Source organism: Nocardioides seonyuensis, assembly GCF_004683965.1.
GTDB lineage: Bacteria > Actinomycetota > Actinomycetes > Propionibacteriales > Nocardioidaceae > Nocardioides > Nocardioides seonyuensis.
On record NZ_CP038436.1, the window covers coordinates 1,490,275 to 1,502,432 of the forward strand.

General features: G+C 70.4%; 10 protein-coding genes. 4 read left to right on the forward strand and 6 right to left on the reverse strand.

Annotation, left to right across the window (positions count from 1 at the left end; translation table 11 throughout):
• Positions 1-7: 7 nt before the first annotated feature.
• Positions 8-1,810 carry a sensor histidine kinase gene (locus tag EXE58_RS07360; RefSeq protein ID WP_135267283.1) on the reverse strand — a complete coding sequence of 601 codons (1,803 nt, stop codon included), beginning with the start codon at positions 1,808-1,810 and terminating at the stop codon, positions 8-10.
• Between the two features lie 145 nt (positions 1,811-1,955).
• Between EXE58_RS07360 and EXE58_RS07365 the strand changes: the two genes are divergently transcribed.
• Genes EXE58_RS07365 through EXE58_RS07375 form a run of 3 tightly spaced genes read left to right on the forward strand, consistent with a single transcriptional unit; the run spans position 1,956 to position 4,370 of the window.
• Positions 1,956-3,101, forward strand: coding sequence for an acyl-CoA dehydrogenase family protein (locus EXE58_RS07365; RefSeq protein ID WP_135267284.1), 1,146 nt, complete (start codon positions 1,956-1,958; stop codon positions 3,099-3,101).
• Positions 3,098-3,676 (forward strand): RNA 2',3'-cyclic phosphodiesterase, encoded by a 579-nt coding sequence (thpR, locus tag EXE58_RS07370; protein WP_135267285.1) that lies wholly within the window; start codon positions 3,098-3,100, stop codon positions 3,674-3,676. Before EXE58_RS07365 ends, thpR begins: the two co-directional genes overlap by 4 nt.
• Positions 3,677-3,680: 4 nt before the next feature.
• Positions 3,681-4,370 carry a CPBP family intramembrane glutamic endopeptidase gene (locus EXE58_RS07375; protein ID WP_244242471.1) on the forward strand — a complete coding sequence of 230 codons (690 nt, stop codon included), beginning with the start codon at positions 3,681-3,683 and terminating at the stop codon, positions 4,368-4,370.
• A gap of 11 nt (positions 4,371-4,381) precedes the next feature.
• Here EXE58_RS07375 and EXE58_RS07380 read toward each other — a convergent pair whose 3' ends face one another.
• Positions 4,382-5,275 (reverse strand): NAD(P)H-binding protein, encoded by an 894-nt coding sequence (locus EXE58_RS07380; RefSeq protein WP_135267286.1) that lies wholly within the window; start codon positions 5,273-5,275, stop codon positions 4,382-4,384.
• A 66-nt stretch (positions 5,276-5,341) separates the two neighbouring features.
• Between EXE58_RS07380 and EXE58_RS07385 the strand changes: the two genes are divergently transcribed.
• Positions 5,342-6,070, forward strand: coding sequence for a VIT1/CCC1 transporter family protein (locus EXE58_RS07385; protein WP_135267287.1), 729 nt, complete (start codon positions 5,342-5,344; stop codon positions 6,068-6,070).
• Between the two features lie 5 nt (positions 6,071-6,075).
• Here the strand turns inward: EXE58_RS07385 and pntB are convergent, their stop codons facing one another.
• The 4 genes from pntB to EXE58_RS07405 all read right to left on the reverse strand — a co-directional run bounded on the left by pntB (position 6,076) and on the right by EXE58_RS07405 (position 12,134).
• Positions 6,076-7,524: a Re/Si-specific NAD(P)(+) transhydrogenase subunit beta gene (gene pntB / locus EXE58_RS07390; RefSeq protein WP_135267288.1), complete on the reverse strand. Its 1,449-nt coding sequence runs from the start codon at positions 7,522-7,524 to the stop codon at positions 6,076-6,078.
• A gap of 3 nt (positions 7,525-7,527) precedes the next feature.
• Positions 7,528-9,054: a Re/Si-specific NAD(P)(+) transhydrogenase subunit alpha gene (locus tag EXE58_RS07395; RefSeq protein WP_135267289.1), complete on the reverse strand. Its 1,527-nt coding sequence runs from the start codon at positions 9,052-9,054 to the stop codon at positions 7,528-7,530.
• Between the two features lie 91 nt (positions 9,055-9,145).
• A complete protein-coding gene (locus tag EXE58_RS07400; RefSeq protein WP_135267290.1) occupies positions 9,146-11,455 on the reverse strand; it encodes an MMPL family transporter in 2,310 nt (769 codons plus the stop codon).
• 70 nt (positions 11,456-11,525) lie between these two features.
• A complete protein-coding gene (locus tag EXE58_RS07405; RefSeq protein WP_135267291.1) occupies positions 11,526-12,134 on the reverse strand; it encodes a TetR family transcriptional regulator in 609 nt (202 codons plus the stop codon).
• Between the last annotated feature and the right edge of the window lie 24 nt (positions 12,135-12,158).

The window sequence follows — 12,158 nt, forward strand, 5'->3', positions numbered from 1 at the left end:
GTCGGTCTCAGGTCGGGCCGGGGTGGTCCTCGGGCCCCGCGAGCGGGAGACGGACCGTGAAGACGCTGCCATTCCCGTGCTCTGACGTCACGGAGATGGTGCCCCGGTGGCGCTCCACGATCCGCTTGGCGATCGACAGGCCCAGTCCGGAGCCCGGGCGCTGGCGCGCACGGGGATCCCCCGAGCGGTGGAACTCGCCGAAGACCAGATCCTGGTCCGCCGGGGTGATACCGATCCCCGAGTCCGCGCACGTGAGGACTGCCCGGTCCCCGTCACGTCGTACCGTCACGTCGGCGCTGCCGCCGGGCTCGGTGTACTTCACGGCGTTCGAGACCAGGTTGGTGACCAGCATCTCCAGCTCGGCGGCATCGCCGGTGACCACCGAGCCCGAGTCGGCGTCGAAGGTGAGCTCCACTCCGGCGGCGCGTGCCTGCGCCTCGAAGAGGGCCGCCACCTCGGCCACGAGATCACCCAGGTCCACCGGTCGGCGCACGAGCGGGGTGTCGGACTGTCCGAGCCTGGTGAGCTCCAGAAGGCTCGACGCGAGCGCGGACAGGCGGTCCACGCTGCGACTCATGGTCGAGAGCGAGCGCACGATCGCCTCGGGCACCTGCAGACCGTCCTCGAGCTGCATGTCGATCAGCTCGAGGTGTCCCGCGAGCGCGCCGATCGGGTTCTTCATCTCGTGGGTGATGGTGGCGATGAGCTGGGTGCGGTACTGGTCGAGCCGCTGGAGCTCGCCGACGAGCTGCTCCTCCCGGGCGAAGGCCCGGGCGTTGACCACGGCGCGGCCTAGGTCGTGGCCGGCGGAGAGGGCCGCGATCGACTCGGCCTCGGTCCACCTCACGTCATGACGGACCACCCAGACGTAGCCGAGTGCCTCGTCGGCCGCACCGATGGGCACCAGCACCACGGCCGCCGCGCCGAGCCGGGCGAGGTAGAGGTCGAGGTCCTCGCCGCCCTCGCGCGCCAGGATCTCGTCCCCCCAGACGTGTCCGGGCTCGACGATCAGCGCTGTCTGGGCGCTCCACGCCCGCTGTGCGGCCTCGTCCAGCAGCCGATGGTGCCGCGGATCGACGTCCTGCTCGCTCCTCCGGGAGAGATTGAGCTCGTGCCCGCCGTCGAACAGGCGGATCTGGAGGTCGGAGGCGCGGAAACCCTCCTTCAGGTGGTGGCGGGCCTTCTTGAGGAAACCGCCCAGGTCGCGTTCGCTGGACATGGATCTGATCGCGGCGCTGGCCGAGCGCGCGACTCGCAGCTGGCCCTCGAGCTGCTCGCGGTCGAAGTGGGTCAGGATCGCGCGCAGCTGGAGGGCGAGCATCGAGCCGAGCTCGCTGATCTGCTCGGGCGTGGGTCGGCGTCCCGAGAGCGGCTCGTCCAGGTAGACGATGCCACGCAGCCTCTCCTGCGCGTCGACGATCCGGGCGGCCAGCATATCCGTGGCGAGCCACGCGTCGGGCTCGTTCGCCGGCGGGAGCTCCGGCACGTGGCCGTACCTCGCCATCAGCTCACTGGCCTCGTCCGTCATCCACTCGCCGGCGACGAAAGTGAAGGCGCCGTAGTCGGCGCCGAGGCTGAGCGCCGCGTGCATCGCGTCCACCGGGGAGGCCTGGCCCAGGAGGTCCCTGCCCTCGTCGTCCGCACCGGCGATGGCGACGAACTCCAGCATGCGGTCGGCGCGGAGCACCTCCACGGCGCACACCTTGAAGCCCGCCCGGGAGCGGATGTCCTCGGCTATCGCCAGGAGTGCTGCCCGCTCCGGATCTCCTCCCCACGCGTGCGCGCGGGGTCGCTGCCACTCCACGTTCATCCCACGCGACCTTCCCCACGAACGACGCTGTGCTGCCCCACCTCGAGGGTCGCACCACAGCACAGATCTGGAGGCTGTTTGCAGAATTTGAGGTCACCCGGATGTGACGCGTCCCGGGGTGTGACCAGCGAGTAACATCCATGCCATGAAGCGCGAGATCTACGACGAGGACCACGAGGCATTCCGGAGCTCCGTCAAGGAGTTCCTCGACCGTGAGGTCGTCCCCAACCTCGAGTCCTACGCGGAGGGCCACGGCCTCGACCGCGACTTCTGGCTGGCTGCCGGCCGCCAGGGCTTCCTCGGCCTCGAGATCCCCGACGAGTTCGGTGGCTCCGAGGCTGGCGACTACCGCTTCAACGCGGTCCTCACCGAGGAGCTCGCCAAGGTCAACATGACCCTGCCGAGCTGCGTCGGGATCCACGCCGACATCACCGTGCCCTACCTGGTCCACCTGACCAACGACGAGCAGCGCAAGCGCTGGCTCCCCAAGGCCGCCAGCGGTGAGCTCGTCACCGCGATCGGGATGACCGAGCCGGGCGGCGGCTCCGACCTCGCCAACCTCAAGACCACCGCCGTCCGCGACGGCGACGACTGGATCCTCAACGGCTCCAAGACCTTCATCACCAACGGCGGCTCGGCCGACCTGGTCCTGGTCGCGGCACGCACCAGCCCGGAGAAGAAGGCCAAGGGCATCTCGCTCTTCGCGGTCGACACCACCCTCGACGGCTTCTCCGTGGGTCGCGTCCTCGACAAGGTCGGCCAGGACGAGTCCGACACCGCCGAGCTCGCCTTCGAGAACGTCCGCGTCAGCAACGACGACCTGGTCGGCCCTCTCGACACCGGCTTCATCTCGATGATGCAGTTCCTGCCCCAGGAGCGGCTCGGCAGCGCGGTCACCAACCTCGCGCACGCCAAGCAGATCCTCGAGGAGACCATCCAGTACGCCAAGGACCGTCAGGCGTTCGGCCAGCCGATCGGGGCCTTCCAGAACACCCAGTTCCTCCTCGCCGACCTGGTCACGCGCATCGACGTCACGCAGGCCTACGTCGACCAGTGCGTCATCGCGCACACCAAGAAGGAGCTCACCCCCGTCGACGCCGCCAAGGCCAAGTGGTGGACCTCGCAGGTGCAGAACGACGTGCTCGACCACTGCGTGCAGGTGCACGGCGGCTACGGCTACATGAACGAGTACCGCGTCGCCCGCGCCTGGCGCGACGCCCGGGTCACCAAGATCTGGGCGGGCTCCAACGAGATCATGAAGATGCTGATCGGGCGCGACCTGGGCCTGTGAGGGCGTTCGTCGCGGCGCTCCCACCACCGGAGGCGGTGGAGCACCTCGACGCCTTCCTGTCCTCCCGGCGGGAAGCGGCCGCGCTGAGCGGTCGGCACTACCGCTGGACCGACCCGTCCCAGTGGCACCTCACGCTCGCCTTCTCGTCCGAGGTGCCTGACCGCGCGCTCGATGACCTGGAGGCACGCCTGGAGCGAGCGGCCCGCAAGCGGCGCCCGGTCGAGCTGAGCTTCGCCGGCGGCGGCGCCTTCCCGCACCCCGACCGGGCGAAGGTCCTCTGGTCCGGCCTGCTGGCCAGCGAGGACGACCGGGTCGAGCTCGACCGCATGGCCACCGGCGCCCGGGCGGCGCTCGGCAAGGCCGGCGCCCAGGTCGACGGCCAGCGCTTCCGGGCCCACCTGACCCTGGCGCGGCTGGGCCACCCCGACAACGTCACGTCGTTCGTCCGGGTCCTCGACGCCTACCAGGGGCCGACCTGGACGCTGGACGAGGTGGCGCTGGTGGCGTCGTACCTCGGGGAGGGCCCCCGGCGTCGGCCGCGACACGAGGTCATCGGCACCTACCCCCTAGCCTGAGCGGGTGCACCGGCCGATCCTGCGCAGCCTGCGCCACTCGCTGGTGGAGCGCGTCCCACGCGACCACCGCGACACCCCCGCGGGTCTCCGGCGGCGCCAGGTGGTGTGCGTGCTGACCGTGCTGGTCGGTGCGGTGACCCTGGCGTGGTCGCTGCGCATCGAGCCGGGCAACCCGCTCTTCTACCCCGCCACGTCGGCGCTCGCCGCGGTGTGGACCGTGGGCGCCTTCGCCTCCGGCCAGCTCCACCTCGGCCGCATCGGGGACGTGCCCCGCCGCCCCGTCTGGCCGCCGATCGCGCTCGGGCTGGCCCTGGCCGGGGTGTTCGTCGTGGGGGCACTGGTGGTGCGCGAGATCCCGTTCCTGGCCGACCGCACCCAGGACGTGCTGGAGTACGCCGACGAGGGGCCGCTCGCCCTGCTCGTGGTGATCACCGCCGTCAACGGGATCGGCGAGGAGCTGTTCTTCCGCGGCGCGGTCTACGCCGCGATCCCCCGCCATCCCGTGGTCTGGACGACGCTGGCCTACGTGCTCGCGACCACCGTCACCGGCAACCCGATGCTGTCGTTCGCGGCGCTGCTGCTCGGGGTCGTGGTGGGACTGCAGCGCCGCGCCAGCGGCGGTGTCCTTGCGCCGATCCTGACCCACATCACCTGGTCGCTGGCCATGCTGCTGGCGCTGCCCCTGGTGGTCTAGGCGTTGGCCGGTCAGGCACGCTCATCGGTCTCGGCCAATGCGATCCGCACCGCCTCGATGTAGCTCAGCGGCTCACCGGGCACGACGTCCCTGATCGAGTGGTCGGTGACGAGGACCTCGGTGCCCATGGAGTCGATGAGGTTGCGGCCCGTGGTGGCGTCGACGTCGGTGACCAGGGCCAGCCAGTACGACGACAGACGCGGCGTGAACACCGGCACGGTGGTCAGCGGGATGGGGGAGCCGCCGCGGACCTCGGCGACCACCTGCAGCATCTCGACGTACGTCAGCTGGTCGGGACCGCCGATCTCGAAGGTGCGGCCCAGGGCGTCCGGGTTGTCGGCCACGCCGACGAGGTAGCGGATGACGTCGTCCAGCGCGATCGGCTGGGTCCGGGTCTTCGCCCAGCGCGGCACGACCATGGCGGGGAGGTTCTTGACGAGCTGGCGGGTGATCTCCCACGAGATGCCGCCCGCACCCACCACCACCGCCGCCCGGAGCACGGTCACCGGGACGCCGCCCTCGGCGAGGAGTCCCTCGACCTCCCGGCGCGAGCGGAGGTGGGCCGAGAGGTCCTGGTCGTCGGAGCCGAGTCCGCCCATGTAGATGATCTGGCGGACCCCCGCCTCGGCAGCGACCCGGCCGAAGGCCCGCGCCGCATCCGCGTCCTTGCGCTCGAAGTCGTCACTGTCGAGCGAGTGGACGAGGTAGTAGGCGATCTCCACGCCCGCCAGGGCGCCGACCAGCGAGTCAGGGTCGTGCACGTTGCCGAAGACCGGGTCACCGAGGCCGGCGTACTCCTCGGGAGTGCGGGTCATGGCCCGCACCTCGTGCCCCTCCTCGACCAGGGCCGGGACGAGACGTCGGCCGATGAAGCCGGATGCGCCGGTGACGAGGATGAGGGCCATGCGTGCGACCTTAAGCCCAGCCTCACCTTCGTTGAATCATCCGCCGCCAGTGGCGAGGATCCCCCCATGAGCATGGAGATCGGCACCGACGAGGACCCGCAGCACTTCCACGACGACTTCGGGGACATGAGCGGTCGCCTCAACTGGCTCCGGGCCGGAGTCCTCGGCGCCAACGACGGGATCGTCTCCACCGCGGGTGTCGTGGTGGGGGTGGCCGGGGCCACCGACGACCACGGCGCCATCCTCCTGGCCGGCATCGCCGCCCTCGTGGCCGGCGCCCTCAGCATGGGCGCAGGCGAGTACGTCTCCGTCAGCACCCAGCGCGACTCCGAGAGGTCCATCCTCACGCTCGAGGCGATGGAGCTGGAGAAGATGCCCGAGACCGAGCAGCGCGAGCTGGCGCTGATGCTCGAGGACAAGGGCCTCTCCGCCGAGACTGCGGCCCTGGCCGCCGAGGAGATGACCCTCCACGACGCGCTGCGCGCTCACGCCGACATCGAGTTCGGGATCGACCCGGACGCGCTCACCAACCCATGGCACGCCGCCTGGGCCTCGATGGTCGCCTTCACGGTGGGCGCGCTGCTGCCGCTGCTGATGATCGCCTTCGCGCCAGAGTCGGTCCGGGTGCTGGCCACCGTCGTCTCGGTCACCCTCGCGCTCGCCCTCACCGGCTACGTCAGCGCGGGGCTCGGCTTCAGCCCGCGGGTGCGCGCCATCCTCCGCACCGTGGCCGGAGGCCTGCTGGCAATGGGGGTCACCTACCTCATCGGCATGGCCGCCGGCACCCAGCTCTGACCTCGTCAGCCCAGGGCGCGGTTGATGTCCTCGACGCGGTCCTTGGCGTCACCGAAGAGCATGCGGGAGTTGTCCTTGAAGAACAGCGGGTTCTGGACGCCGGCGTAGCCGGTGGCCATCGACCGCTTGAAGACGATGACCTCCTTGGCGTTCCAGACCTCGAGGACCGGCATGCCAGCGATGGGCGAGCCGGGCTCCTCCATCGCAGCGGGGTTGACGGTGTCGTTGGCACCGATGACGAGCACGACGTCGGTGTCGGGGAAGTCGTCGTTGATCTCGTCCATCTCGAGGACGACGTCGTAGGGAACCTTGGCCTCGGCGAGCAGGACGTTCATGTGGCCGGGCAGTCGACCCGCGACGGGGTGGATGCCGAAGCGGACGTCGACGCCCTTCTCGCGCAGCTTGCGGGTCATCTCGGCGACGGGGTACTGCGCCTGCGCGACGGCCATGCCGTAGCCGGGGGTGATCACGACCGACTTGGCGCCTGCGAGCAGCTCGGCGACCTCGTCGGCCTGCACCTCGCGGTGCTCGCCGTAGTCGCGCTCCTCGCCGGAGACCGTGCCGTCGGAGCCGAACCCACCGGCGATGACTGAGATGAACGAGCGGTTCATCGCCTGGCACATGATGTAGCTGAGGATCGCACCGGAGGAACCGACCAGCGAGCCGGTGATGATCAACAGGTCGTTGCTCAGCATGAACCCGGCGGCCGCCGCGGCCCAGCCGGAGTAGGAGTTGAGCATCGAGACGACCACCGGCATGTCGCCGCCGCCGATCGCGGCGACGAGGTGGAAGCCGAGGAAGAGCGCCAGGACCGTCATGATCCCCAGCGGCAGCAGGCCGGACTCGTCCTGGTCGAGCATGAACCACACCATCAGCCCGGCCGAGGCGAGCAGGATCAGCAGGTTGAGCAGGTGGCGCGCCGGCAGCACCAGCGGAGCGGACTTCATCTTCGCGCTGAGCTTGAGGTTGGCCACGATCGAGCCGGTGAAGGTCACCGCACCGATGAAGACGCCAAGGAAGACCTCGACGGCGTGCACCTTGTCGGAGCCGCCCAGACCGGAGTGGTCGGCCACCTCGAGGAACGAGTTGTAGCCCACCAGCACCGCGGCGAGGCCGACGAAGCTGTGGAGCATCGCGATCAGCTCGGGCATGCCGGTCATCTCGACCGTGCGCGCCTTCCAGGCACCGATCAGGCCGCCGACGAGCATCGCCGCGAAGACCATGCCGAGGACCTCGACGACGCGGCCACTGCTGTCGTACGACGCGTTGCGCGCGGCCAGCAGCAGGGTCGCCAGCAGGGCGATGGCCATGCCGACCATGCCGGCGATGTTGCCGCGCTTGGCGGTCTCGTGCTTGCTCAGGCCGGCGAGCGCCACGATGAACAGGACGCCGGCGATGATGTAGGAGGCCTGGACCAGGCCGGGGATCCGCTCGGAGCTCAGGATGTCGGTCATGGGTCAGTCCTTCCGGAACATCTCGAGCATCCGGAGGGTCACGAGGAACCCGCCGAAGATGTTGATGCTGGCCACCAGCACGGCGACGAGCGCGAGCGCGGTCACGACTGCGTTGTCGCTGCCGACCTGGAGGATGCCGCCGACCAGGATGATCCCCGAGATGGCATTGGTCTCGCTCATCAGGGGCGTGTGCAGGGCGTGCGCGACGTTGGAGATCACGTAGTAGCCGACGAAGACCGCGAGGGCGAAGACGGTGAAGTGGCCCAGGAACTCCGCAGGCGAGTACATCGCGAGCACGGCGAAGAGGACCGCAGCCAGCGCGCCGGCGAAGACCTTCCTCCTCGGGTCGGCGGGCTTCTTCGGCTCCGGCTCCGGCTGCGCGGCGGCCGGTGCCGTGGGGGCAGCGCTCACCTGGACCGGCGGCGGTGGCCACATCACCTCCCCCTCACGGGTCACCGCGATGCCGCGCTGGACCACGTCGTCCATGTCGAGGACGAGCTGACCGTCCTTCTCGGGGGTCAGCAGCTTGAGGAGGTTGACGACGTTGGTGCCGAAGAGCTGGCTCGTCTGCGCGGCGAGGCGGCCGGCGAGGTCGGTGTAGCCGAGCACGACCACGCCGTTGTCGGTCACGATCCGCTCGTCCTTGACCGTCGCGGCGGCGTTGCCGCCGTTGGCCGCGGCCATGTCGACGATGACGCTGCCGTCGCGCATGCCGGCGATCGTCTCGGGGGTGATCAGCTTGGGCGCCGGCCGACCGGGGATCAGCGCGGTCGTGATGACGATGTCGGCAGCGCGGGCCTCCTCGTCGTACATCAGCGCGGTCGCGGCCTCCTGCTCGGCCGTCATCTCCTTGGCGTAGCCGTCGGAGCTGACCTCCTGCTCCATCTCGACGCGCACGAACTCCGCACCCATGGACTCGACCTGCTCGGCCACCTCGGGGCGTACGTCGAAGGCGCGCACGATCGCGCCCATCGACGAGGCCGCGCCGATCGCGGCCAGGCCGGCCACGCCGGCACCCACGACGAAGACGCGGGCCGGGTTGGTCTTGCCGGCAGCGGTCACCTGGCCGGTGAACATCTGGCCGAACTCGTGGGCGGCCTCGATGACCGCGCGGTAGCCCGCGACGTTGGCCATCGAGGACAGCACGTCCATGGACTGGGCACGCGAGATGCGCGGGACGGCGTCCATCGCGAGCGCGGTCACGCCCGCCGCAGCCAGCCGCTCGACGAGCTCAGGGCTACGGGCGGGCGCCATCAGGGAGATGACGGTGGCGCCCCGGCGGAGCCGCCCGATCTCCTCGTCGGTGGGGGCGTTGACCTTGACGATGATGTCGCTGGACCACACCTGCTCGGCGTCGCCCACCGTGATGCCCGCGTCGGTGAACGCCTGGTCCGGCGCGGCCGCGGCCTCGCCTGCCCCGGCCTCGACGACGACGTCGTAGCCCAGCTTGGTCAGCTGTTCGGCGGTCTTGGGGGTCGCAGCGACCAGTGTCTCGCCGGGACGGGACTCGCGGGGGATGCCGATGCGCACGGGTGCCTCCTGAAGGTGTGAGCGGGCCTCAAGTTACACGCGCCCTTCTCGCACCCGACTTCGTCTCAGGTGGCCTCCGTCACGCCCTCGCTCAGACGAACGCGTCCTCCGGCTCCAGCACCTGGTCGGGACGCAGGTGCGGCCGCTCGAGCTTCTCGCCCTCGACGTCGACGTTCGGCAGGACGCGGTCGAGCCACGCCGGGATCCACCACGCCTTCTCGCCGAGCAGGTAGAGCACCGCCGGGATCAGCACCAGCCGCACCACGAAGGCGTCCAGGACGATGGCGGCCGCGAGCGCGAAGCCCATCGACTGGATGATCGGCTCGGTCTGCAGGATGAAGGCCGCGAACACCGCGATCATGATCGCCGCGGCCGCGGTCACCACGCGCGCACTGTTGCGGAAGCCGTCGACGACAGCGTCCCTCGTCGACATGCCGTGCACGTGGGCCTCACGCATCCGGGTCACCAGGAACACCTGGTAGTCCATCGCCAGCCCGAAGACCATCCCGATCAGGATGATCGGCATGAAGGAGACGATCGGCTGGCCCTCGACGATGCCCAGCGCTCCGTCCTGGAACACCAGCACGGTCGTGCCGAGGGTCGCCAGCACGGAGAGCAGGAAGCCCAGGGTGGCGGTCAGCGGCACCAGGATGGATCGGAAGACCAGCACCAGCAGCACGAACGCCAGCCCGATGACCACGGCCAGGTAGACCGGCAGCGCGTCGCTGAGGCGCTCGGACACGTCGGAGGTGATCGCGGTCAGACCGGTGACCCCGGTCGTGGCGCCCGACTCCGCCTCGATGCCAGCCTGGCCCTCGCGCAGGTCGGCGAGCAGCTCCTCGGTCGCGACCTCGTCGGGTCCGGTGGTCGGGGTGACCAGGACCTGCGCACCGGTGCCGTCCTCGTTGGTCATCACGACCTGGGCGTTGGCGACGCCGTCCTGCCCGGCGGCCCACTCGGCCACCTGCCCGAAGGCCGGGCCGCGCTCGTCCTCGGGGACGTCGCGAGCGTCGACCACGACCACCAGCGGCCCCTCGCGGCCGGGGCCGAAGGACTGGGCGATCAGGTCGGTGGCCTGGCGCTGGGTTGTCGAGGTCGGCTTGGTGCCGTCGGTGGGGAACGCGAGGTGCAGGTCCTTGACCGGGAAGGCCAGGACCCCGAGCAGTACGACGACCAGCACGGCGAACACGGCCGGCGCCTTGCCGACGAGCCGGGCCCAGCGCACGCCGTTGTTGAGGACGAGCCCGTCGGCCTCCCGCGCGGGGGCGTGCCTGATGACCTGGCCGCCGAAGGCCTTGGACTTCAGCATGCCCAGCATCGCGGGCAGGAGCGTGAGCGCGGCCAGCACGGCCAGCGTCACACCGGTCGCCGCGGCGAAGCCCATCGAGGTGAGGAACGGGATCTGCACGACGATCAGCGCGGCAAGGGCGATGACGACGGTGAGGCCGGCGAAGACGACCGCCGACCCGGCGGTTCCGACGGCGATCGCGACGGCCTCGCGCCGGTCGTCGGTGTGGTGCAGCTCGGACCGATAGCGCGCCAGGATGAACAGCGTGTAGTCGATGCCGACCGCGAGCCCGATCATCGTCGCCAGCATCGGGGTGGTGCTGCCGATGTCGGTGAAGTAGGTCATCGCGATGATGCCGACGTTCGTCAGGGCCACCGCCACGAGGGCGATCACGATCGGCATCCCGGCCGCCACGAGCGAGCCGAAGGTGATGAGCAGGACCACGAGGGCGACGGCCACGCCGATCGCCTCGGACGTCAGCCCCAGCTCGGTGATGGCGCTCATGCCCGAGCCGTTGGCCTCGAGGCGGAGCCCGCTCTCCTCCGCGACGTCGGCCATCAGCTCCTCGAGGGCGTCGAGGGTCTCGGGGTCGACCTCGGTCGGCGACTCGACGTCCCAGTCGAAGGACAGGATGCCGACGCGACCGTCCTCGGAGAGCGGCGAGAGGACGTCGGCGTTGGCGCGGGCGACGTCGAGCGGCTGCCCGCTCTCCTTCGCCGCGTCCAGCATGGCCTGCTCCTGGCCCTGGGCCGCGGCCACAGGGCTCACCAGCTCGAGGTCGCGTGCGACCTGGGGCAGCTCCGCGATCCCTGCGGTGAGGGCGTCGATCGGGGCGGCGTACTCCTCGTCGGCGAGCCGGTCACCCTCGGGAGCGACGAGCACGACGTTGACGGTGGCCCGCGAGAAGGCGTCGATGCTCTCGGGGAACAGCTCCTCCTGGAGGTCGGCGGCCTGCTCCGACTCGATGCCGGGGATCGTGACGGCGTCACTCATCGGCTTGGCGTTGGTGGCCGCGAAGCCGACCACCGCGCCGAACGCGATCGCCCAGGCCAGCAGGAAGAACGGCCAGCGGCGGTAGGCGGTGCGGCCGAGTCGGTGGAGCAGGGTTGCCATGCGGGGATCTCCTGGGACGGATCGGAAATGCGGGCGGGTCCCCGGGCGAGGCCCGGGGAGGTGCGGAGGGTCAGGCGAACAGCTCGCGCGCCGTGTCGAGGGCGGCGTCGAAGAGCTCGGTGAGCGGTCGGTCCGGCGCGGCCGGCGCCTCGGCACCGGGCACCAGGGACCCGAGGGAGCAGTCGAACAGCGCCACCATGAGGCGGACGAGGATGACGGCGCGGTCGGCGCCGAACGACTCACCCTCGCGCTGCAGGATGTGTCCGACGAGCGACGCGGTGACCTGCTCGAAGCGCCCGTGCACCTCGAGCAGCAGTCGCGGGTTGGTGACGATGACGGCGCGGTGAAGCTCCAGCTGGCTGCGGTCGTACTGCTCCTCGTCGAGGATCCGGTGGGCCAGGACGCGGCAGTCCTCGAGCAGCTCCCCCGTCGGCCCCTGGGCCAGGAACGTCTCGATCGCCTCCCCCTCGAGGGTCGGCAGCGGGCCGAGCACCGCGTCGAGCTTGGCGGGGAAGTAGTTGAAGAGCGTGCGCCGCGAGACGTCGCTCGCCTCTGCCAGGTCGTCCATCGTCCAACCGTCGAGGCCGTGGGCCAGGGTCAGCTCGTTGGCCGCTCGCATGATGCGGCGCGCCGTCTCCATGCGCTTGGAGGCGCGCAACGAGGTTGCACTATCGAACATGGAGTGCAGTATTGCACTCAGTGC

Coding starts and splice junctions, on each gene's coding strand:
- EXE58_RS07360 (WP_135267283.1), bottom strand. CDS start 1,810: ATGAACGTGGAGTGGCAGCGACCCCGCGCGCACGCGTGGGGAGGAGAT.
- EXE58_RS07365 (WP_135267284.1), top strand. CDS start 1,956: ATGAAGCGCGAGATCTACGACGAGGACCACGAGGCATTCCGGAGCTCC.
- EXE58_RS07380 (WP_135267286.1), bottom strand. CDS start 5,275: ATGGCCCTCATCCTCGTCACCGGCGCATCCGGCTTCATCGGCCGACGT.
- EXE58_RS07385 (WP_135267287.1), top strand. CDS start 5,342: ATGAGCATGGAGATCGGCACCGACGAGGACCCGCAGCACTTCCACGAC.
- pntB (WP_135267288.1), bottom strand. CDS start 7,524: ATGACCGACATCCTGAGCTCCGAGCGGATCCCCGGCCTGGTCCAGGCC.
- EXE58_RS07400 (WP_135267290.1), bottom strand. CDS start 11,455: ATGGCAACCCTGCTCCACCGACTCGGCCGCACCGCCTACCGCCGCTGG.
- EXE58_RS07405 (WP_135267291.1), bottom strand. CDS start 12,134: ATGTTCGATAGTGCAACCTCGTTGCGCGCCTCCAAGCGCATGGAGACG.